Annotated in this window: 13 protein-coding genes and 1 riboswitch; of the genes, 2 read left to right on the top strand and 11 right to left on the bottom strand. The window is 39.8% G+C overall.

Translation table 11 applies throughout. The features are described from left to right. Positions 1-31 precede the first annotated feature (31 nt). From OLM61_RS01920 to OLM61_RS01875, 10 genes are all read right to left on the bottom strand, one after another. Positions 32-2,716 carry a DUF4962 domain-containing protein gene (locus OLM61_RS01920; protein ID WP_264524846.1) on the bottom strand — a complete coding sequence of 895 codons (2,685 nt, stop codon included), beginning with the start codon at positions 2,714-2,716 and terminating at the stop codon, positions 32-34. Positions 2,717-2,738: 22 nt separating this feature from the next. Then, a complete protein-coding gene (locus tag OLM61_RS01915; RefSeq protein ID WP_264524845.1) occupies positions 2,739-4,118 on the bottom strand; it encodes a sulfatase in 1,380 nt (459 codons plus the stop codon). 345 nt (positions 4,119-4,463) lie between these two features. Beyond that, positions 4,464-5,429 carry an ROK family protein gene (locus OLM61_RS01910; RefSeq protein ID WP_264524844.1) on the bottom strand — a complete coding sequence of 322 codons (966 nt, stop codon included), beginning with the start codon at positions 5,427-5,429 and terminating at the stop codon, positions 4,464-4,466. Positions 5,430-5,620: 191 nt separating this feature from the next. After that, positions 5,621-7,507, bottom strand: coding sequence for a RagB/SusD family nutrient uptake outer membrane protein (locus OLM61_RS01905; protein ID WP_264524843.1), 1,887 nt, complete (start codon positions 7,505-7,507; stop codon positions 5,621-5,623). Positions 7,508-7,523: 16 nt separating this feature from the next. Further along, a complete protein-coding gene (locus OLM61_RS01900; RefSeq protein WP_264526347.1) occupies positions 7,524-10,094 on the bottom strand; it encodes a SusC/RagA family TonB-linked outer membrane protein in 2,571 nt (856 codons plus the stop codon). Between the two features lie 14 nt (positions 10,095-10,108). Continuing rightward, positions 10,109-10,675 (bottom strand): carboxypeptidase-like regulatory domain-containing protein, encoded by a 567-nt coding sequence (locus tag OLM61_RS01895; protein ID WP_413614369.1) that lies wholly within the window; start codon positions 10,673-10,675, stop codon positions 10,109-10,111. Between the two features lie 1,738 nt (positions 10,676-12,413). Continuing rightward, positions 12,414-14,396, bottom strand: a complete 1,983-nt coding sequence (gene hepC, locus OLM61_RS01890; protein WP_264524842.1) for a heparin-sulfate lyase HepC — start codon at positions 14,394-14,396, stop codon at positions 12,414-12,416. A 38-nt stretch (positions 14,397-14,434) separates the two neighbouring features. After that, positions 14,435-15,103, bottom strand: a complete 669-nt coding sequence (locus OLM61_RS01885) for a T9SS type A sorting domain-containing protein (RefSeq protein ID WP_264524841.1) — start codon at positions 15,101-15,103, stop codon at positions 14,435-14,437. Next, a complete protein-coding gene (locus tag OLM61_RS01880) occupies positions 15,025-16,944 on the bottom strand; it encodes a chondroitinase family polysaccharide lyase (RefSeq protein WP_264524840.1) in 1,920 nt (639 codons plus the stop codon). Before OLM61_RS01880 ends, OLM61_RS01885 begins: the two co-directional genes overlap by 79 nt. 543 nt (positions 16,945-17,487) lie before the next feature. Then, positions 17,488-18,690, bottom strand: a complete 1,203-nt coding sequence (locus OLM61_RS01875) for a glycoside hydrolase family 88 protein (RefSeq protein ID WP_264524839.1) — start codon at positions 18,688-18,690, stop codon at positions 17,488-17,490. A gap of 616 nt (positions 18,691-19,306) precedes the next feature. Here OLM61_RS01875 and OLM61_RS01870 point away from each other — a divergent pair. Together OLM61_RS01870 and OLM61_RS01865 are read left to right on the top strand one after the other, a co-directional pair. Continuing rightward, complete coding sequence (locus tag OLM61_RS01870) at positions 19,307-20,179, top strand: helix-turn-helix domain-containing protein (RefSeq protein WP_264524838.1); 873 nt, start codon at positions 19,307-19,309, stop codon at positions 20,177-20,179. A 96-nt stretch (positions 20,180-20,275) separates the two neighbouring features. Continuing rightward, complete coding sequence (locus OLM61_RS01865; RefSeq protein ID WP_264524837.1) at positions 20,276-21,643, top strand: amidohydrolase; 1,368 nt, start codon at positions 20,276-20,278, stop codon at positions 21,641-21,643. A 211-nt stretch (positions 21,644-21,854) separates the two neighbouring features. On the opposite strand, the gene OLM61_RS01860 is transcribed toward OLM61_RS01865, so the two are convergent. Beyond that, on the bottom strand, positions 21,855-22,838 hold the full coding sequence (locus OLM61_RS01860; RefSeq protein ID WP_264524836.1) for a beta-ketoacyl-ACP synthase III: 984 nt from the start codon (positions 22,836-22,838) through the stop codon (positions 21,855-21,857). Between the two features lie 474 nt (positions 22,839-23,312). Continuing rightward, a riboswitch (cobalamin riboswitch) is annotated at positions 23,313-23,515 on the top strand. Positions 23,516-23,590 lie beyond the last annotated feature (75 nt).

Genomic DNA, 23,590 nt, shown 5'->3' with positions numbered 1-23,590 from the left:
ATTTAAAGAAAAAGCAAACGTCCTTTTGTTTTTAATTTTTGTCGTACTTGGCTACATCCGGTAATTCATCAACAGCTTCCTGTTTGTTTATTTTAGTACCATTCATTTCAAGCAAGACAGAACTTCCCGCAATTTTAGGTGAAAATGTTTTACCTTCAAATGTAATGGGTAAATTTCCATAGCTAAATAATGATTTTGCGGTTTTTCCAACCACTTGTAAGGCAGCTGGTTTTTCGCCGTCCAATTGTACCTGAATGTCCCAGCCACTCACCTGAAAATGTGATAAACCACTGTTGTCTGATACTGTTTTAATGATTTCCGTTTTGCCGTCTTTTACCTGTATAATGGTTAAGTATCTGAATTTTTGTCTGGCTTCAGAAGTGATTCCCGCATGCCATTGGTTTTTAAAATCTTTGATTTGACCTTCGTCATTGGTCACTTTATTCCAGTTGACAGCTGCTTCATAAAATTGATTGTGTACGGCCATTTTTAGCGGACTGTCTGCAAAAATACTGGCATTTACATTCCCTAAATCAGTTTGTACTGTGAAGTTTTGCTGTTTGGCATTCGCCGAATTTTGTCCTTCAATGGTGTAATACGGACAATGAAACTGAGTCGTCCATTTTACAGGGGTTTTAGCTTCCAGTTCGTCATACAAAACAATATAACCACCTTCGAGCTGCAACATATGTCTGCGGTATAAAGTCACACCCGATTCTCCGTAACCATTTGTTTTGTTAGGTACTACATTGATTTGTTTGAATCGGTTGAGCCAGAAGTCACTTTTAATGTCGCCATAAGCATTGCTGGCATCTCCTAAAGCGTATTGGATGCGTTGACCGGAAATAGCTCTCGGAATCCATCCGTAACCTTCTTCTCCAATTTTCTGGTTCAGACTGTCGGCTAAAATCGTGTTGTAGGCTTTAGAGGATCTGTAAAATAAAAGATTGTGTTTGTCGCTGAAATTACTGTAATAACCCGTTCCGCCAAAGAGGACTTTTCCTTTGTAATTAATAGTAAAGGCATTTTGCGAAGCGTGACCGTGTCCCGAAGAACCAAACGGACTGCTGAACAAATAACTGCTCAGGGTTGTATTGGCTTTGGCCAGATCTTCGTGCATGGCTACAACACCCACATCAGCAAATTTGCGGGTTTTAGGGAGTTTTTCCGGGGAAGTAGCGGGTAAGTTTCTATTGGGTTTATAATTCAGTAATCTGAAAAATAAGAAATCATCGGTGCCGTGATAGTAGGTCGGATAGTCTCTTTTTATTTCGCCAACATACCAGTTTAGATACGGATTATTCATGCGGTAGGTCAAAGCATCGGCAAACCAGGCTTCGCCTTTTACGATGTACGGAATGTTTTCCCACATGTCGCCAATGGCAGTACTTGCCGCACCATTTGGATGGGTGTACAGCATATAGTACGGAAGATTCTGCATCCACGGCAACTTAAAATAATCAACACCACTAAAGTCACCAAACATTTGAGACAGGTAAATAATCGATTTAAAGTTGACTCTGAAGTAGCCGTTTCCTTCATGCCAGCCACCATCAGTAGTGCCCAATACCGGAAAACGTGCCGACCAGACTTCGTACATATAGGTGAGCCATTCCTTAGCCTCGGGTACATCGTTAATCACGGCTACCGTAGCAATAGCAAGATTGCGCAAGGTAATTTGCCAAACGTGATTGTCGCTCACATGCAGCTCAAAACGGTTAGGCAAATGATCGTAAACTCTTTTGGCCCTGATGGTAATGCTATTTTTAAAGGTCTCTTTTTCCTGAGGGGTTAAAAAATCATAACCGGTATCGTAAAACCAGCCCAAAGCTTCGAGTACGGCGCCACTTGTAAAATCATCTCCTGTAGCCAGTCCGTCAGGATTCATGTTGGCCAGGTTTAAGGCTCTGCGTTTGGCATCTAAAATGAAACGTTTGTCTTTGGTGAGCTGATAGGCGATGCATAAATTGCGAACCGGGTTTCCAACAGCATCTCCAAAACCATGATACATTCGTTCGATAATAATTTTCTTTTCTAACGGATTTTTGCCTGTGGTATCAATTACTCTCTGAGGTTTCTCTGTTGGAAGAGGCGCCAGCATTAATTTTTCTGCGAAAGCAACAAATTTTTTAGCTTCGGGATTGTCCAGATTGTTGCGGTAAAAAGCCTCGCCAATGCGGTTCATATCCCATAAAAGAGGGTGTGCCCCTTCGTTTCTTTTAAGGACTTCGCTAATGGGAGGAGCTACTTTTTGGGCAGCATATCGGGCATCGATTACAAAATCGTAAACAGGAGACCAAGTCCATTGACTGCTGCCTTTTAAGGCATAACCGTATTTCCAGTACCATTTTCCGGCTTTTAAAGCCTGGTGCAAAGGATAAACTGCCCAACGTTGTTCGGCACTGGTGAAGGGGTTTTTAGTAAAGTTTTTGTCGCTTGCCAGCATTATTTTGTAACGTACATTACCAATATTCGGATCTTCCGGAATATCACTTCCGCTTTCCATTGGGGTTACCATGTTTTTGCCATTGGTTCCGGGCCAAAGCAGGGCAGGAGCATTGGTGGGTACCGTAATTCCGTTTACAGGATACGGCCATTCACGTACTCTTGAATGCAGTTTTTCGGCTGTTAGTTTTATAGTTGCCGGGGATTGTTGACTGAAAACAGGCAACATGATAAGGGATGCCACTAATGTGACTATTTTATTCTGAATCATATTGTTTTTTCTTTAGGCAAGTTTATAAACCGGATTGAAAAGGGTCTCCGTTCTTTTTGCACCATTCTTTTAAATAACGGCGCATAGCAATTAGTTCTTTTTTAAAGGCCTTGTTTACTGCCAGATTGGTGATTTCTCCGGGATCTGTGGTTAAATTGAAAAGCTGTTCTTTTAAGTCGCCTTTATTGTAAACGATGTACTTAAAATCTTTAGAAATTACAGCGCGTCCGCTAATGTTTAAGAGTTCTTCGTTATCGGCAAAATCGGTTTCGACAACTAAAGTATCCCGCAGGATTTCGGTTGGATTGGCTATTTTTTTACTGATGTCAATTCCTTTCAGATAGGCTGGTTTGGGTACTCCGGTGAAACCGCAAATGGTCGGAATAATGTCTGTACCATTACAAACCAGAAGATCATCGGTACGGGGTTTCCATTCGCCTATTTTCGAAATGATGAATGGTATTTTGGCTGATTCTTCATAGAGTATTTGTTTCTGATTCCAACTATGGCCTGCATAGCCGTCACCATGATCTGCCGTAAAAATGATAATCGTGTTTTTTTCGATGTTGTATTTTTTCAAAGAGGCAAGCACCATTTCGATGTAGCCGTCTACTTTTTCAACTAAGCGATTGTAGGCCCAACGGTATTGACGCCATTGATCCGCAGTCCAATTTACAGTGGGGTAGGTTCTGAAACTTACTTTTTGCTGTTCGCGAACAATTTTAGGTTCGTAGTCGGGGATTTTCCAGTTGGCCGGCAATGGCGGACACTGAGCTGGAGGAGGTGCTTTTTCTAATACATCCATTTTCAAATCTTCGTCTCTGGCCCATTCGCAAATGTCATGTGGATTTAAAAAAGAAGCGACCAAAAGAAAAGGAGTGTTTTTATTTTCTTTAATGAAACGCGCACAAAACGAGGGTGTCGCCGCATCGTTATAATCCTGAAAATTGGTGTTTTCGATGTATTCAAAACCATGCTGACTTTTCTTGGCAGTGGTAACTGGAAGGTGCCATTTGCCTACGTAACCGGTTTTGTATCCTCCGTTTTGGAAAATTTTACCCATCATGAGTAAATCGTCCGGCCATTGACCGTCTTTTTCAGGAGCGTTGCCCACAAAGCCGGTTTCAAAAGGCATTTTCCCGCTCATGATGGCGGTGCGGGAGGGTGTGCATAAAGGCTGGGCACAGTAGGCTTTAGTAAAACGGACTCCGTTTTGAGCAAGTTTGTCCATTGCAGGAGTGTGAAGGGCCTTGTTTCCTGCAATACTCATCGCATCGGCAGTTTGCTGATCGGTCATGATGATCAGGATATTGGGACGTGCAGCGGTTTGGGCATTGCCGGAAAAAGGAATAGCCAGTATCCCCAACAAACAAACAAATCCTATGACTTTTTGAAATATCATATCGGCCTAATTTTAATAGATTACGTTTTGCCTTTTAAATTCTTAAATGCAAAAACGAAGTTAATCATCGGGCTTCAATTGGGGTTTTGAATTTGTTCAAAATGCTATTAATTTTAGTTAAAACCTTTCATAATGGACAATTAGTGAGGTGATTCTTAAAAATAATGGCTTCGCAGAGACGCGAAGCCGCAAAGTTTTTTGCCACAGATTAAATGGATTAGAGTGATGCGTTGTTTGTGTGGATTTGCTCGCAGAGACGCAAAGGCGCAAAGTTTTTTGTGCAGTTTGTAGAATCACACAATCCATTGAGATCTTCGCGTCTTTGCGACTTCGCGAGCGTTTTTTTTAGTTCGTGCTGTATTTCAAATCTTTAAATTTCTGAAAAACATTAGCGCAGGCTCCCAGTAATCCGGCTTTGTTGCCCAAATCTGCCGCTACTATGCTGGTATGCGCAAAAGCAACCGGAATAGCAAAGGTTTTGACTCTTTGGGTGAGTTCGTCAATGTAAAACTGACCTGCTTCGCTGATACCGCCTCCAATGATTACTTTTTGCGGACTAAAGATGTTGACAAAATTGACAATCCCGGCAGCTAAATAGTCAAAATGATGGTGCATGGTTTTTATCGCGTGCTCTTCTCCCGAAAGGTATTTTTCGATGATGGTTTTCCCATCAATGTTTTGATCTGCGGCTGTATTTTGTGACTGATAGTATTTGATTAATGCCGTTACAGAGGCGTAGGTTTCGAGACAGCCGCGTCCGCCGCAATTGCAGGCAATGCCATTTTGCTGAATTACGGTATGGCCCAATTCACCTCCGCGATTTTTGAAACCGCTGTACAAGCCTTTGTTAATCATGATGGCACCGCCTATTCCGGTACCAATCGTTAGAAAAACGGCATCGGTACTGTCTTTGGCTGCTCCGTAAATTAATTCGGCAAGCCCCATTAAGTTGGCATCATTATCAATTACAACATGATGTCCGGTTAAATCGTTTAGAATTTTACCCAGGGGCAATTGGTCAAAACCGGGTAAGTTTACACCGCCGCCAATGATCACATCATTTTCAATCAGACCCGGAAAACCAATTCCGATCCCCACAATTGGTTCTTTTAACTGATCGGTACATTTTGTGATGGCATCGACCATTAAGCTTATAATTTCTTTTTCGGTACGAGCTTCTTTTAAGGATACTATAAACGAAAATAAAATTTCTCCGAGTTCATTAACAACACCACATTTAAGTGAAGTACCACCAATGTCGATCCCAATTGCGTAGGATTTAGACAGTTGCGTATCATTTTTGGTAAGCATATTGTTCCTTGTTTATTTTAGTAGTTTTCTTTTCTGTTACAAACAATTAATGCAGAACAAAGTCCTGCATTAAAGGTTATAAACTTATTCATTTCTAAATAATGTTGTATCATTTATTTTTAATAATTTGAGTTTTTCAAAATAAGTGCCATTATTTAGGGGGTTGTGCATGTTTTTTAAATACTATTTTTCTAATATTTTGGATTTTGACGTGTGATGTTTTTGTTCACGTCTGTTTCATTTTGTGGATAAGGGTACAATTCATGTTTTCCGGCCACAAAATTGGTAATCGCAGGGAAGAAATAAGTGGATCGGATTTGTTTGACCGCGGCACTTGTTTCGATCAATTTATCCCCTAAGATTCCCCATCGGATTAAATCGGCTCTTCGCATTCCTTCGCCCGAAAGTTCCCAGGCTCTTTCCTGCTGAACGGCTTTTAGGAAATTGTCTTTGTTCAGACCGGTTGGCAAGCTCATTTCGGCTATAGTTGGTTTGGTTAAGAGTCTCGCGGTTGCAGTTGCTCCGGTACCTTTTCCGTCTGTACTGGTAATGGTTACAGTAGGCACAGTGGTATAACCATCGCCGGAACGCAGCATTGCAATGGTATTGATTCCTCCTGCCGAAAGGGTAATTACTGCCGCCGCTGCATCAGTACCGCCGCCGCCTGTAATTTGTATTAAAACATTGGCCGCATTGGTATATCCGGTCCCTTTTGTTTTTATGTCAACCGCAATTCGGCTTCCTTGTACATCGGCACCAAAGCCTCTTTTACGAACCTGATTGATGGCATCATAAGCAATAGTGTTAGGGCCTTCGTTTAATTCGTTTTCTACCTCAGCACGCATCAAAAGCAAATCGGAATAACGCATGATTACCCAATTGATGTGGGTATAAACACGTTCTGCGGTTGCATTGGTCTGGTATTCGCGGCTCCATTTACCAACGGTCCATCTTTCATCCTGATTGGTGGTTAAAAGCGGAAGTTTGTTCCCCAGATTGTTGATGGAATAGGTGGCAATCGAAAAATCTCTACGTTGATCGGCTGCATTAAAACTATTGTAAAACGGTTTTGGTACTAAACATCTCGAAATGTTTGAAGGATAGAAACCAGCGGCTGTTGCCGGACCGTTGAAGTTGCCCACCCAGGAGGCGTTTCCTATGTTTCCTGCCGGATTGTAAAAAGCAACCTGAAAAATATTCTCCGTAGGTTCTAATACATGCTGACATTGGTTTTTAAATACTTTGGAATAGGATGGGTTTAGTTTGTACGGATTTTGGGCCATAACATCGTTAATCTGTTGCTGCGCCAGTTTATAATAGTCTTTGTAGTTTGAAGGACGTTTCATCGTTCCGTCCGCACCTAAAGAGTATCCTCCGGCAAACAGTGCTACTCTGGCCAACATGGCTTTGGCTCCCCATTTGTTGATGCGTTCGTCTGTAGGCAGCTGTTCCGGAAGCACAAGTGATGCTTCGGTCATGTCTTTGATGATCTGGGTGTAAATTTCCTGACGGTCTACAAGAGCTCCTCTTAAATTGTCTCCTGATTGTGAGCTTTTTGTTTTAAAAGGCACATCTCCCCATAAGCGTACAAGTTCTGAGTAATAGAAACCACGCAGGAATTTTGCTTCACCCAGGTAGCGGTTCAACTGTTCTTTTTGGGCCGTATTTCCATTTGAAAAAAGCTCCATTTGAGGTATTCTTTCGATCACTACGTTGGCTCTGTCTATTCCTTCATACAATTTGCTCCAAACGATGTAGAACATATTCGTCTGAGAAATTCCCTGATAGTGTGCTATGGTTCTCCAGTCGTCGGCACCAATTCCGGTCATTTGTTCGATATCAGTATCAGCATCAAAAACTAAGGAAATGTTCCATCCATAACTGTCCAGTGACGACATAGATTCGTAAACGCCAAGGGTAGCCATGTTGGCTTCGTTTGCATTGGAGAAAAAGTTGGCAGTGGTGAAATAGGAATAGGGGGTAACTTCCAGTTCTTTATCGCAGGAATTTAGGGGCAGTAAGAGACATGCAATTCCTGCTGCTATAAGTGTACTACGGGAAAATATATTGTTTTTCATCTTTTTAAACTTTAAATTATAGCGAAATATTTAATCCTGTGATAAACGATTTGCTTCTTGGATAGGCACTAAAATCTACTCCTCGGGTGATGGCATTGTTGAGTACGCTAACTTCAGGATCATAGCCTGAATATTTCGTAAATACATACAAATTGTAAGCCGTGAAATAAATTCTCAAATTAGAGATTTTAGATTTTTTAAGCCATTCTTTAGGCAAGGTGTACCCGAGACTGATGTTGTTGATTCTTAAAAACGAACCATCCTCAATAATGTCGCTGTACAAACGTCCGGTAGCGTTTCCGTTAAAGGCCGGATTGGTTTTGCCTGCGTTTAGAGCAGTCAGTTCGGCAGGATCGGTTACACGCTGTCCTGCTGCGTTAATGGTTGTCCATCTGTCAGCATAGATCGCTACGGTGTTTAAATTGTCGAGATTAAGCCTTGAATTGTTTAAAACGTTGGCGTTATAGATATCATTTCCTACCGTAAAATCAAGGAATACACTCAAATCAATTCCTTTGTAGCTAAAGGTGTTGTTAAGACCTCCGGTGTATTTTGGATTGGCATCTCCAATGGCAGTTCGGTCCAAATCGTTAATTACGCCATCCGGTGTACCATTAGGGCCGCTGATGTCTTTAAATTTGATGAAGCCCGGCTGTGCTACAATATTATCACTTACAACGCCTGGCTTAAGGGTGTACGCACTTGTTGTCGCATTATAATCAAAATCGCTTACCTGATACAATCCGTCTCTTACATAACCGTACATTACACCTACTGGTTTTCCAACCTGTAAAATGTAGTCGTTTCTGTCGGTATAACTGTTGGTGATCAACGAATTTTCGCCTTCACTCAAACTAAGTACCTTGGTTTTATTAAAGGCAATGTTGAAGGTGGTACTCCAATTAAAACTATTGGTTTTTACGTTTATCGTATTCAAAGTAAATTCGATACCGCGATTGGAGGTCGCTCCAATGTTCTGAAACTGTTTTTTGAAACCTGAACTTGCAGGCACACGAGTGTTGTACAATAAATCTTTAGAACGGTTTTCGTATAACTCTGTGGTAAGCGCAATTCTTTGCTTGAAGAAACCAATATCAAAACCAATATTAGTCGATTTTGTAGCTTCCCATTTTAATAAAGGATTTGGTAGATTGTTTTGAAATGCCGTGATATTCATCTGATTATTCAAAGGATAAGAGCCTGAATTAAAAATACCCAAAGCGGCATAATTGGCAATTCTGTTATTTCCGGCTTCCCCATAACTTAAACGAAGTTTTAAGTCAGAAAACGCGGGTAATTTTTCCATAAAAGGTTCTTCGATAATTCTCCAGGCTGCCGAAACGGAAGGGAAATATCCCCATTGATTTTCTGTCCCAAATTTAGAAGACCCGTCTGCTCTTAAAGTTGCGGAAAGTAAATACTTGTTTTTGAACGAGTAGTTGGCTCTTCCAAAAAAAGATATTATTTTATCATCTTCTGCATAGCTTGTCGGAATTCCGGCAATGGTACCCAGTTGCAATTTATCCCAGCCCAGATTAACTTCAGGAAAAGCGGAGGCTGAAGCCGTAATTCCTTCTGTATAATTGTAAATGTATTCCTGTCCGAGAGAGGCATCAAATTTATGCTTTTTGTTAAAATTTTTACTGTAGGTCAGAACGTTGTTGTAATTTAATCGGGTACCAATATTGTGTATCACTCCACCATTTGCACCGCCGCTTCTGATGGCCTGTATACCTCGCGAATCGTTAAAATATTTACTTTTCATGCTGTTGTCAGTATAACTGATTAATCCACGGTAGATTAAGCTTGGTGTTATGTTGTATTGCAGCTGTAAACTCATATTGATTGCTCTGGTAATGGCTTCTCTTTTTTGACTTTCGATTGTAATCAGCGGACTCTGGAAGGTTGGAGAATCCTGATTGTCTAACGGATCTACGGTTAAAGTTTTAAGATCTTCATCTGATCCTGTTTTTCCAATAGTTGGGCGGTACTGCAATACATTTTGCAGCATACTCAAACGTGCATTTCCACCATCGTTTGTCGATAATCCGGTTACTTTTTGGTTGGAGTAGTTTACAATTGCGGTAACCGTAACCTTTTTGCTGATAGAATTGGTTACGTTTAGTTTTGCAATATTTTTTACCGAAGCACTTCCCAGCATAATCCCCTGGTCGTTATTCACCGAGTAGAAAGCATTGTATTTGGTATCATTTTCACCACCGCTGATACTTAGTTTGTGGTATTGACTTTCGACAGAATTTCCAAAAACCTCATCCTGCCAGTTGATGCCTGCTCTGTCTTTGTAAAGGCCTTCCAGCTGATCATAAGTTCCAAAGGCACTTACAAATTTCTGCATTCTGGCATCATCAGTTGCAGCCTCATAGAGTAATTGGGTGTATTGGTAAGGATTCATGACCGGAATTGTTTTGGCGATCATTTTTATTCCTCCATAGGTATCGTAACTTAAAGTCAGTTTTCCGCCTTTTGCTTTTTTTGTGGTGACTAAAACAACTCCATTGGCCCCTTGTGCACCGTAGATAGAAGTCGAAGAGGCATCTTTTAAAACGTCGATAGATTCAATATCCATCGGATCTAAGAAGCTTAATCCCCGGTTTGAGCTACACCGTCAACCACATACAAAGGTTCATTGCTTTGGGTAATCGAAGTTCCGCCTCTAATTCTAAGAGACGGTTCAGATCCGGGTGTACCGTCAGACATGGTAACCTGCATACCGGCAATACGGCCCTGTAATGCCTGTGCCACATTTTGTACCGGAATTTTGGCTAGTTCCTGTCCTTTTACAGAAGAGATCGCTCCTGTAAGGTCTTTTCTTGCTTTGGTTCCGTAACCTACTACAACTACCTCATCCAGATTATTGGCATCATCCAGTAACTTGATGTTGATAAGTGTTCTGTTTTTAACTTGTTCTTCTTTAGATTTAGTTCCGATGAACGAAAATACTAAAACAGCATTTGGTTTTACCTTGATTTGATAATCACCATCCATAGCAGTAACAGTGGCATTTTTGGTTCCTTTTTCAGAAACAGTTGCTCCGGGCATAGGCATATTCTGAGCATCGGTTACCACACCTTTTACGGTAATAATATCCTGCCCATACATCACTTTGCAGGTGGTAAGCAGCAAAAATAAAAATAGAGTCCTTTTCATAATTTTTTTTAAACCGGAATAAGGCTAACCTTACTTCCTAAATTGATGTTATATAAGTTGATATCTGGCCTTGCTCTATAAAATAGTGATTCCACTTCTGAATCATTTATCTTCTGGCTGTTGCGTGAGCGTGACCGAAATTCCGAATTACTGTTGTAATAAGTTTGGGATCGATTGTTATTTGATATTGTTGTTTAATGAATCGCTTCTTTGTTTTAACGAGCGAAAATTATAACAATTTATTAACTGAGGAAATTCGCAGAGGAATTTTCCGCCTGACAATTAAAAATAGATTTTGTAGTTGGTGGTTCATTTTTTTGGAATTAGTCATGTTTTTTTGATTTAATAAAAACAAATATATAAATCGACTGTAGAGGACAGTTTTGAAAACGTCCAAATTAGTATTGATTTTGATTAATTACGCTTTTAAAACCCTTGTAAGTCCTTGTGTAGTCAAGGTTTTGTGACGTTTTTGAGATTCTGTTTTCAGTAGGAAAGTGCTGTTTTTACTGCGCTGTTTTGAAATAATTTGTGTTGGTAAAAAGTTAAATTAAATGCAATCAGGGGTTAACGAAAACGATGTAATTTTTACTGAATTTGTGAAGGAAGAAAAGTCGTTTGTTTTCTATTTTTCAGATAAAACCGACTAAACTATTGCGAGCATTTATTTTTTGAACAGGAATGGGACAATAGAGTCATTGCTATTTAGAAGTTGGTTGGGGAGAATCTAATCGGAAGCTTCATTTGTTTGTTAAATATATGCCGCTCCGCTGGAGCTTTATAGGTGTGTGGCTATTAAACGTTTATAAATATTTTGCTCCTCTGGAGCTTTATCTGTTGTGCGATTAATTGTTATAAATATATTGCTCCTCTGGAGCTGTTTTTTTGCTGGTTAGATTTAGAAGAATTGCATCTAATATATAGTCCCAGAGGGACTTCATATTTATAGAAAAGAGTATTTCCACGACGTTGAAACCCCATCGGGGTGGCAGATTATCGCGGATTAAATGATGATGAAAATGAGATTTAAAAAAGGTATTCAATTGCCCATTAAATGTAACATAAAGTCCTGGAGGGATTTCAATATTTATAAAAAAACAATGTCTTATATGCTAGAACCCCATCGAGGCGGCAATTTTTATATGTTTCATTCCTACGGAATTCAAATGTTGTGTTCCTTTTACATTCAACGGATTAAAATCCGTTGCTATAATATGAACCGTTCCTTCGGAACTATTGAAAAAGAGTCCCTAGCTCAGTTAATTTTGTAGGGATAGATTTCAATTCATTTAAAAATAATTTCGTTCCGGATATCTGGACTCCGAAGGAATGATCCATATAAATAGAACTGATCCGGACGCTGCAATATCGTTTGTTCTTCCGTAACTATTGAAAAAGAGCCTTTGGCTCGATCTATTTTGTAGGGATGGATTTTAATCCATTTAAAAATAATTTCGCACCGAATATTTGAATTCCATAGGAATGGCACATATTATTCGGTAATCATGGTGTCAAAACATAAAGTCCCAGAGGGACTTCATATTTGTAGAAAACAGTATCCCCAACGCTAGAACCCCATCGGGGTGGCATAGTATGATGGATAAAATAGTAATGAAAAAACAGATAAAAAGGGTTTTAGGAAGGAATTATCCGGTAATTAGCAGGTCCCCAAAAAAAAGGCGTCTAAAAATTTAGACGCCTTTATAAAACATATTATTTGAAGAAAAATTACATTTTCTTATTCTTTCAGATTTGTTTTTACCTCACTTTTTTTGCCATTAATTTGTAAACTTAGATCAATAATTCCCTTTTCGAAATCATTAGCTTTATTCATTTTAATGCTGATCTCCGGAGCTTTATTGCCATCATACGGATAAACTATTGTAATAAAACTTTGTGTTGCAGCAGTGCTTTTCGACTTTTCAAAAACAAAAGCGGGGCGTGTAATTTCTTTGGCATACTGATAGGAAACTTTGCCGTCTTCTTCGTTTAGGGTTACTTTATCGGTGTTTAAGGATTGTATCAAAAGATTGTTGCCATCTTCGTAGGTAGTGGTAACACTATTGTTTGTTTTGTTGAAAACGGGTTTACTGTCTTCTTTTAATTGAAAGTGAACTCCCAAATTTCCGGTAGCTTTTCCAATTGCTTTATCTAAAATTAAAAAGTACTTCTCATCTATAAAAAGAACAGTGCGCTGGTGGTTTAAGTCGGTATAACTTGGATTGGTATAGGTGAGTATGTCTAAGTTTTTAGAGGTATTCCAGTTATTTTCTTTGGCTTTGGTAATGACCATGTTCTGATTGTCGAGTGTTAGGGTGCTGTGTACTCTGGTCTGACGGTACCAGTTTCTCATTTTGGTTACCTCAGCATCACCGCTGTAAATATAACAGCCCGTATCTGGAGTAAAATTGCGTCCGTTTACCCAAAGTTCAAACGTACCGTTGTCGGGTTGTGCATGGAATTCGGCCGGTGGGCCCGCTTTAACAATCATAACCGTTGATTTATCGTTCCATCCGTTTCTGAAAGTATAGAAACCTCCGTCTGATAAGGCATGAGATTTATAATTGGGTAATTGTCCTTCGGCACCAGCTGTACCCAAATACTTTAGGAGTTGGTTTTCAGGAAACACTTTTGACCAGTTTAGAAATTGTTTTATTCTGACATTTTTATCGAAGATCCAGGAATCGCCAAACATCGGTGTACTGTAATCGGGGAAAGAGATATTGGCCGTTGCAACGATCATTTTTTCGATTGTTTTGCTGTAGCTTTCGGGGAATTCTTTTAGCACTCCCGCCATTTTAGCCGAGTTGTAAGCTTTCATAAAAATATCGATACAGGCAACATGATAAATGGGTGAAAGTTCCCATTGGACACCGTCAGGAAGTACTTGTAATTTTATTTCACGATTGAGTATTTCGATGCCGCTTTTACGCCATTCTTCTGCCGGTTTGAGTTCCGGAAAAAAAGCTCCTGCTCCCAGGACACGCTGTGCTTCAAATAATAAGTGGTTGCCTTCTTTGCTGTAATTTTTAGGAATATAAGCCGTCTGTTTGGTAAAGCTGTTTAGGAATTCCATCAAAAAAGCGGGTGTGAAATTCGGTGAAACGACAAACAGGTTGAAGGTTCCCGGAAGGCTTTGTATGCGCTCTGATACTTCTAACGGACGCCAGGCAAATTGGTCATTTTCTTTCGTACGTCCTAAATAGTTTTTTTTCTCCCAATCGCGAAACTGGAATACCCATTCTTTGGCATATTTCTCCTCTCCACTGCTTCTGTAGGCCATTCCCATCGACTGCCACCAGGTTACGCGATGCAGCTGCCAGCGCACTTCATTGTCTTTTATCGGCCAGTAATCCCAGTTAATATCGGTTCCGTAATCAAAATAGCCGTAACCTTTGTGAGGCTGAAATTGATGCAACAGAGCATTATCGGCTTTTAACTGATTGGCTTTTCCGATATCCTTTCCTCTAAATCGAGTTTCATCGCCTACATTAAAATCGGGATTTTTGATGTTTTTTCGCTCGCGGTAATAATTGAGCAAAGCTTTGGCCGCTTCATCGTATTTACCGGAAGTAAAAAGCTGGTTTACTTTTTCTAAGCCCGGATAGTGAAGGTTGACCACCTCAAAGCTTTCTTTTGTCACCGGTTTTTCCTGTGCCTGAGCAAAATAAGGGAGGGTGAATAACAGCAATAAGTGTATCGTTTTTTTTAGGTTTTTCATTAGTATTTCGTTCTTGTTTTTAGAATTGCAAATTCAGTTTATTGTTTCATTAATTTAACGGTCTTCTTTTGTTTGCCCTGACGTATTTCGACAAAGTAGATTCCGGGGCTCCAGTCAGTTCCCAGAACAATTGTTTGCCCGTAGTCTGATTTTAGGGAGTTGATACGTTTTCCTAAAGTGTCGAAGACATTTACAAAAATAGGCAGTCCGGGCTCACCCGTAACATTGACTTTAAAATCAGCTCGGGAAGGATTGGGAGCTACAATTACGGTTAAATCTTTCGAAGTTTGTTCCATAGGATCATGGATACCCAATGAGGACGATTTTACCAGCTCGGTTTGAATTGTAAGTCCGTTAATAGTATTAAAAGTAACGACTGTATTAGCGCCATTGATAGCGGTGGTTATATTTGAGGCTGGTGCGGCCAATTCCCACTGACCCGCAAGTGTTAACTTTACCGGATCTGTCTGTGCTACTCGGTTTAGAATGGAGTTCTGACCACTAATCTGACTCCAGGTGTACGTTTCATTGGAAGCCAAAAGCCCTAAGTTTGGATTGGTGAGGCTGACTTTTAATTTGTTTCCATTGTCTGTTTTTTGGGTCATAACGGCAGCTGGTTTGTCTGTACTTACCACCACATCATAAGCAAACACCGTATTGGGAGTAAAAATAACATAACCAAATAGGGCGTCCGGCAGGTATTGCACAATGTGCGCCTGACTGTTTTGATGGTAAATTTTAAAATAGGAAGCAAAATTAGCAGCCAGTTGCTGTGTAGTGGTTTGTCCGCCCTGAAGTACAACCGCGTATTGAAATTTGGCTGAAACCGGGCAGTTCCATGATTGATAAAGGCAGTGGTAAAATTACCCGAAGTATTGGCGGTGTTGCTGTTGTTGCGGGAGTTTTGCTCCAGTCGGTTAATGGTGACAGCATCGGTATTGCTTGAATTGCCCGGAACAACGTAGCCATTGCCTATGGCATCTGTTGCCCAAAAACTTCCCGTTTGGGTAAGGGTAAAAGTATTGCCTGTAGTAGCTGTACCGTTAACATAAGTCGCTGTTGCCGTGTTGGCCAGTGCTGTTTGAAACAGAGTGGTATGAATAGGGTAGGTTCCGTTGGTATCCTTGATATTAGAACCCAGACAGAGAATCATATTTTTGAAGAAGAAATTAGACTTCAAAGCCGTCATTCCGGTAGCCGAATTGTAATCTTTATAATCCATACCAAAAACACCGTTATGGTCTAAAGAGCCTACTGCCAGAAAGGATTTTCCGTTCATTTCTCTCATATTCCCCGTTTCAAGTATGTTTAGCGGAAGATACGCAACCGTTGTTCCGGGAAGATGCGACCAATCCCAGCCATTTTCGGTATATCCGTTTGAGATGCGGGTTACGGGAACTCCTGTTGTCAGCAATTCCATAGCACCTGCAGAGGTATATCTTCCAAAAACATTCTCGGTGGCCGAATCCTCAAAATGCCAGATGTGTTTACTGGTTCCTTTGATACTCGCTTGATAACCATTGTATTTGTGAACGCTCAATCCGGCAAAGGGGAAATTAAATTGACCTTCGGTTATTTCAGGGAGAGGGCTAATTCCGGCATTTAAAGTCTGCATGATGTCCATCACACCACCCGGTGTATAAACCAGTGTGATCGATAGGGCAGTTTGTCTCAGTAAAGCGGTATTGGCGGTTGCAGAGAGTGCCCAGAGTCGGACAAATTCTCTTCCCGCTTCCAGATTGGCAACAGGATCGGTTACATATAAAGTAGCCAGTGCGGGTCTCAAATCGTTTAGCGCATCAGTGTTGGTGGGGAATCTTCCGGCAAGACCTAAAGGCATTTCAAAACCCTTACTAAACTTACTATAGTTTAAAATGGCATTTTTGAGATTGCTTTGTGCTTCAGGATTTAATTCATAAGAAGTGTTTTTCAGCATCATATTCATGATCGAAGATTGTTGCAGCGCTTCGACTCCATACGAGTTAGAATAAGCACCTCTGTGATGATAGGTAATAAAATCGGGTTTAATACAATCGTTCCAGCCGTTGCTTATTTTGAGCGCATTGTCGATAAATCGTTTCAGGAAATCCATATCAGTCACTTTTGTAGTTGAAGCATCGTCCTGAGCCAGTACATAACAAAATCGTTGCTGAATCGAAGAACGGATAACATCGGAATTGTAACCGGGATTGGTGAAATTGAAGTTGGGATAATCCGGCGAAATAAAAGCGGTTAGGCTTTTAAGTGCTCCGAGATGATGTGCAAATTCTCCGGCAGCAACCAGTTCGTCTTTCATCAAAAAAACGGCAGTAGCATATCCTGAGGAGCGCAAACATATCCCGTGACCGCTGGTAATTACTTCTTCGGTGGCAGGAATGGAAACATAAGCAAAATCAGTAGTGCTGCTGATGCCTTTTGCTTTCATATAGTTGAAAAGTGCCAGAATAGAATCTCGTAATGCAGGACTGTGGTAATCGGGATTGGGACTGGCGGCTGAGCCTTTCAGCTGGTACAAAAAGACTAAACGGATGAGCTTTTGTTCGACCAAAACCTGATACGCAGTCTGATCGGCACCAACCGTAAAATTCCATACCGGCCGGGATTGGCAAAGTCGTATGCCGAGAGGTTTTTGGCAGCGATGCCATTGCTGAGATAACGGCTGTATCTTTCGTTGACCTGCGTTTTAGAATAATCGAGATTCTCGCCCGTGAGCCAGTTTCGATATTTGACGGCAATTTCGTTTACAACACTCAGCTGAGCGTACGAAAAGTTAAAAACTAAGGCTATTAGCCCGACGGATAAAAGGAATTTTTTGTGCATAAGAGTGGTTATTAATAGATTAGTGGTTAGTAATTTATTGTGTGGTATTCTTAGCAGCTAACCCGCAAAACTTCCGACGGTTAGAATCGGAGGTTTTGCGGGCTTGTAATGAAGTTGTTGGGTTTGGAATTATTTGAAAAAAATACTGTCAGTGGTTTTTTTGGCAAACAGTTAATAGTTTTGGCCAATATTTTTTTTGTAATTTCTAAACAAAAGAACTTCCTGTTTTTATTTCTTTTACGCAAACAGCTTATCGCATGAACGGTTCCTTTCAGATTTCAATTTTTTTAAGGGCTGCGTATCTTTTTAAAGCTTCGAGATAATAGTAATCGGCATAATCAAGTGGAGTATCAATTTCTGAATTGTATAAAAAAGCACCCACGCTGTGTTTCAGTAAAAAATAATTGTTTTCTCCCGGTTTCGCGAGGTAGGCATCAGAGGATAAGGATTTCAGAATCTCTTCGGCATATTGGGCATATTTTTTTCCATCCTTAACCTGAGTACTCAAATCAAGCAGGGCTGAAGCAATTACGGCTGCTGCCGAAGCGTCTCTGGGAGCAAGTTCAGCAGTGTCCATGGCGTTGTGCACATCAAAATCCCAAACCGGTATTTTATCTTTTGGCATACGCGGATGGTTCATAAGGAAAGCAGCAATGTTTTCGGCCTGTTGTAAAAACTTCGGGTTTTTGGTATTGGCATAACACATGGTGTATCCGTATAATCCCCAAGCCTGACCTCGTGCCCAAGCCGAATCGTCAGTAACACCCTGATGTGTTCCTTTACGCAAAACCTTACCCGTTTTTGGGTCATAATCAACCAAATGATACGAACTGAAATCTTTTCTAAAATGATTTTTTATGGTGGTCAGCGCGTGCGTATTGGCTGCGGTGGCATATTCCGGTTTGTCAAACGCATTGGCACTCCAGTACAAATATTCAAGGTTCATCATATTGTCGATAATCACCGGATAATGCAGCCAGGTAAAATCCCAGGAACGAATGGCTCCTACGGTTGGACTAAAGCGGGCATAAAGATTTGCTGCTCCATCAGCCAGTACCGGAAGATAAGTCTTGTCACCGGTAATTCGGTAAGCATTTCCATAAGAACTGTACAGCATAAAACCTACATCATGCGTGTTTTTTATATTTCGAATCGAATCTAAAGCAAGCGTAAACTTTTTAGCCTCTTCCGCCAAAATCTTATCCCCGGTGAGTTCATAGCCGTACCACAGACTTCCCGGAAAAAAACCGGTAGTCCAGTCTGTTAAACCGGCTAATCGTACCGTTCCGTCAGGATTTACAGAACGTGGATTTTTACCCGGTTTGTAAGTCTGCGCAGCTTTGTTTAACTGGAAACGGATAGTTTCGGTTGTTTTTTTAAACCAAACTAATGATGGGTCTTCGGGTTTGAGATTGGCAAATGAGTTTATGGTAATAGCAAAGATTGCTACTAATAAGCTTAGGTTTTTTTTCATGTGTACTCTTTTAGATTTATGATCTGTTCGTTCTAATGCTTTGATGAAGCGAAGTTAGATTTGAGATTCAAAATCGTCTTTCAGTTTTTATCATAAAACTTTTAAATTTGTTTAAACAGTCTGTTTTTACAGCATTAAAAAGAGTTTTTGGAAGAATCCGGTTCTTTCAATAGTTGATTTCCCGGGAGTGGTGGATGTGGTTTTTAAATTTTGCTAAGCCCGTGAAGCATAACTCTAAAACTTAAAATTAAGATAGATCTTACAAATATATTTTTTTTTAGATAATGCTCTGTGATTTATTTTAAGTGAAATGACTTTTCCGCGAAGTATAACCTATGTTTCTATGTGTTAAAATAATAGCCACAGATTAAAGGATTAAAATGATTAGCAAAAAATCTGCTCCATCTGCCAGATCTGCGTGAGAAAATTAAGGTTATGCAAAATCAAAAATCGTTAATCTTCATTCTAAAATCTCTTAAGTTTTATTTTAAGTGAAACGCCTTTTCGACGAAGTATAATCTATAGTTTCTTGGTGTTAAAAATAATCAGGTTCAACAGGCTACTTATTGATTAATTACATAATTTTGAAAATAGCTAACCAACACGATCAATTCCTTTGAGCAAAAATGCGATTCCAACTTTGTCTGTTTTAAATATACTTGGCGAACAAACGTTTGGTATCACCCTGTTTCGGCACAGTGTTAAAGGACGCAATGAGTTTGAACAGCCTCATAAACACGATTTCTATCTTGTTTTTATGGTAGAGAATGGTTCCGGATTTCATAGTGTAGATTTTAAACAAACCAAAGTAGCCGATTATCAGATTCATTTTGTGGGAGCCGGACAGGTACACAATTGGTCGCTTGATGTAAATACGAATGGTTTTCAGCTGATGATTTCTCCTGCGATCATGACTGTTTTTTCTAATTTATCGCAGCTGCCATTTTTCGGACAGAGTTCGCCCTTCTGCCTTTCCCTAAACAAAAGCAGTTTTCAGAAAATTAAAAGCCAGCTGGAAGAAATCGAATCAGATTTACTTCAAGATGATTTGTTGACCAAAGAAATAGTGCTGCTGAGATTGCATCTGCTGTTTAAAGTATTGCAAAAGGATTACGTTCTGCAATTTCCGGATCATGATGTTGCGGCCAAATCAGAAAAAATTATAAAAAAGTTCAAGACACTGATTGAAGATCATTTTACAACCCAATTCTCGGTAAACTTTTATGCCGGGGAGTTGAATGTGACTTCTAATTATCTAAATATTCTTTCCCAAAAATTCCTGAACAAATCGGCTGGCGATGTTATTAAAGAAAGAACCATTCTTGAAGCCAAACGATTGTTAATCAGTACTGATTTGTCGGTAAAAGAAATTGCCTATCAGTTGGGTTTTAATGATAATGGCTATTTTGCCAAAGTTTTCAAAAAATACATAGGGAAAACACCAACCGATTTTAAGGAAAATTATAATCTGTACCATTCTTATCATTAATCTTCCTGTTTTAGTTTTAAAAAATTAGGTGAATTTTGCAGTTCACCATTATTTTTTGAGGGCTGGTTTCTCAGGAATATTTCACACTATTAACCAATGAGCGACAACACAATAAATCGAAAACAATTTTTAAGAATGGGAGCTGCAGCAACTGGAGCTGCATTGTTTTCCGGAATAGGCGGTACCGCAATGGCACATTCTATAGAAGAACCGGAACATATAACAGCCGCTGCGAAAGAATATATTTTAACCAATGTAAGACTGGAAGACGGTTTTGAGTACAATGAAAAAAAAGAAGTAATTGCGACCAAAACCAGTTTGTACAATGTGCATATAGCGGATGGAAAAATTAAAAATATTACCACCGCCAAACCTGATGGGAAACTAAAAAAAGTAGATGCTAAAGGTCTTTTGATGCTTCCGGGATTGCGTGACATGCACATCCATATTGATAAAACATTTTACGGTGGAAAATGGAATGCCGCACCAAGAAAGGGATTCACGGTAAAAGACATGATTACGCTGGAGCAAAAAATAATTCCGGAACTGCTTGTTGATTCTCAATACAAAGCAGAGCAGGCCATTCAGCTCATGAAAAGTCAGGGGAGTTATTTTGCCCGTTGTCAGTGTAATATTGATCCTGTGAGCGGATTAAAAAGTCTCGAGCATTTATTGGCAGCTTTGGAGAATAACAAAGACAGTTTTGGATGGGAGATTGTGGCTTTTCCACAGCATGGAATTTTATATTCACAATCAGAACCTTTACTGAGAGAAGCTGCAAAAATGGGCGTAGATTTTATTGGCGGACTTGATCCTACAACTGTTGACGGAAATATGGAGAAATCGCTTGACAGCATGTTTCAGATCGCGATAGACCACAATAAAGGCATTGACATACATTTGCACGAATCGCCTCCTTCAGGAAAATCGGCTATCGAATATATCATCAAAAGAACCGAAGAGAACAAACAACTACAAGGAAAAACCTATATCAGTCATGGTTTTGCGCTGGCCAGAATGGATCCGAAAGATTTAGAAGGAATTGCCGAAAAAATGGGAGCACTGGGTATAGGCGTAATTTCGACAGTGCCAATCGGAAAAACCATCATGCCTATTCCGACTTTAAAGAAGTACGGTGTAAAACTGATGACGGGTACCGACAGTATTGTAGACCACTGGATGCCTTTTGGAACCTGTGACATGCTGGAAAAAGCAAAATTATGTGCACAGCTTTATGGCTGGACCGATGAATACAATTTGAGCCGTGCTTTGCATATTGCCACCACAAATGAGGTGTTGCCGCTTAATGATGCAGGCGTACGCGTATGGCCGGCGGCCGGAGATGACGCTCATTTTATTTTGGTAAAAGCAAGTTGTTCGGCCGAAGCAGTAGCCCGTTTACCCAAAAGAGAAGGTGTGTTTTTCAACGGAAAAATGATAGCGGGACAGATTGCGGGTCTTTAAAAGGCTTTTAATCAAGTTGCCCATTGGCAGAAAATTTAGTTAAAGTACCCGAATAAGAAATTGTCAGAGGCATTTCTAGTTTAAGTTATACCCATAAAAAAAACAATCAGTATGAAGTACGTACTGATTGTTTTTTGTTTAAAATCGATTTTGATCTTATGATTAGTAATACGGCATCATAAGAATATAGTGTAATGTTTTTGTATAGTATTTACCATTTGATGTACATACTGCCCCAGGAAAATCCTGCTCCAAAAGCTGTAATAACAATGTTATCTCCTTTTTTAAAATCTTTTTTGAAATCCCAAAGACATAGTGGAATAGTTGCTGCCGTAGTGTTACCGTATTTTTGAATGTTTACTTTAAACTTTTCAATAGGAATACCAACTTCTTCACTTACTGCCTGAATGATTCTTAAGTTAGCCTGATGTGGAATAACCCAGTCTATCATATCCGGAGTCAATGAAGCTTTTTCCATTAGCTCTTTAGAAGTACCGCTCATGTTTCTCACCGCATGTTTAAAAACGGTTCTTCCTTCCTGATGTACAAAGTGTTGTTTGTTTTGAATGGTTTCTTCTGTTGTTGATAAAAGAGAACCTCCGGCACGTACAGAAAGGAATTCTGCACCTGTTCCGTCTGTTCTGAAAATGTTCTGCTGTATACCGTGTCCTTCCGTATTAGGCTGTAAAAGTACCGCACCTGCACCGTCACCAAATAAAATACAGCTGTTTCGGTCTTCATAGTTCACGATCGAACTCATTTTATCGGCTCCAACCACAATAACATTTTTGTATCGGCCGCTTTCAATAAAACTTGCGCCTACCGAAAGAGCGTACAAAAAGCCACTGCAGGCCGCGTTAAGGTCAAATCCCCAGGCATTTTTCAGGCCTGCTTTTTCGCATACCAAACTGGCAGCGGGGGTAAGAATATGGTCGGGTGTTGAAGTTGCCAGTATAAGGCAATCTACATCCAGAGGATTTATATCATAGTTTTCTACTAAGTCTTTAATGGCGAAAGAAGCCATATCTGAGGTTGCCAGTGCCGGGTCGTCCAGTATGCGTCTTTCTTTTATGCCTGTTCTTGATGTGATCCACTCATCTGTTGTATCTATTCTTTTTTCTAAATCAGTATTGCTTAAAACCGTTTCCGGTACATATCCTCCAATAGCAATAATGGAAGCTTTTGTTGTATTCATTGATTTTTTTGTTTCTCTTTTAGCGTTTTTTTTATTTTGACTTTCGGCCCAAAACCTTTCTCCAGCCCATTTTACAAGAGTTTTTCGAAGAATATGTAGTACGAGGGGCATCTTCAATTACAGGGGCGCAATTTAACAAATATAAAGACGCAAAATTCTTCGGATTTGTTAATTTACTTTTAATATTTCTGTTTCACTTCATTATTAATAAAATCAAATCCTATTTCGAGTAATTTTGTCTCAGTTCTTCAATGTTTATGAAAAAACAACCAAACTGAACTTCCAGTTTGTCGCAAAATTGTTTTTTTTGTTACGATTGAATTTTGAATAACATCCGCAAGAGTGTAATTTTTCTAATACTTATCATACAAAACCTCAAAAGCTTTTCTTTAGTTAATTATCGAGAGATAGCCGCATTTATTGTCAAAACTGTAATATCATTAAATAATTCTTGTTTTTATAAAGATAACTCTATCTTTACGCCCAGATTTTGGTCTGTTTTTTCTTTAAGAGAAAACAGTTAAAAGGGAATCAGGTGTAAATCCTGAACAGACCCGCTACTGTAAGTTCTGTACAAGTCTTTAAACGTTACTCATGCCATTGTTCGCCGCGGCGAATGAGAAGGCTGTTTAAAGATAGAACAAGTCAGGAGACCTGCCATAATCACATAGTTTAAGACTTTCGTGGAATAAAGTTGAACAACAATAAACAGGCCCGTTATTTTGTAACGGAACTCTATCTTATTGCGTTTT

This window comes from Flavobacterium sp. N502536, assembly GCF_025947345.1.
In the GTDB taxonomy this organism is placed as follows: Bacteria; Bacteroidota; Bacteroidia; order Flavobacteriales; family Flavobacteriaceae; genus Flavobacterium.
This window is presented reverse-complemented; position numbering and strand designations above follow the sequence as displayed.

What these genes read in the sequence shown, in the direction of transcription:
- OLM61_RS01920 (WP_264524846.1), bottom strand. Translation starts at nt 2,716, where the DNA reads ATGATTCAGAATAAAATAGTCACATTAGTGGCATCCCTTATCATGTTG.
- OLM61_RS01915 (WP_264524845.1), bottom strand. Translation starts at nt 4,118, where the DNA reads ATGATATTTCAAAAAGTCATAGGATTTGTTTGTTTGTTGGGGATACTG.
- OLM61_RS01910 (WP_264524844.1), bottom strand. Translation starts at nt 5,429, where the DNA reads ATGCTTACCAAAAATGATACGCAACTGTCTAAATCCTACGCAATTGGG.
- OLM61_RS01905 (WP_264524843.1), bottom strand. Translation starts at nt 7,507, where the DNA reads ATGAAAAACAATATATTTTCCCGTAGTACACTTATAGCAGCAGGAATT.
- OLM61_RS01900 (WP_264526347.1), bottom strand. Translation starts at nt 10,094, where the DNA reads ATGGATATTGAATCTATCGACGTTTTAAAAGATGCCTCTTCGACTTCT.
- OLM61_RS01895 (WP_413614369.1), bottom strand. Translation starts at nt 10,675, where the DNA reads ATGAAAAGGACTCTATTTTTATTTTTGCTGCTTACCACCTGCAAAGTG.
- hepC (WP_264524842.1), bottom strand. Translation starts at nt 14,396, where the DNA reads ATGAAAAACCTAAAAAAAACGATACACTTATTGCTGTTATTCACCCTC.
- OLM61_RS01875 (WP_264524839.1), bottom strand. Translation starts at nt 18,690, where the DNA reads ATGAAAAAAAACCTAAGCTTATTAGTAGCAATCTTTGCTATTACCATA.
- OLM61_RS01865 (WP_264524837.1), top strand. Translation starts at nt 20,276, where the DNA reads ATGAGCGACAACACAATAAATCGAAAACAATTTTTAAGAATGGGAGCT.
- OLM61_RS01860 (WP_264524836.1), bottom strand. Translation starts at nt 22,838, where the DNA reads ATGAATACAACAAAAGCTTCCATTATTGCTATTGGAGGATATGTACCG.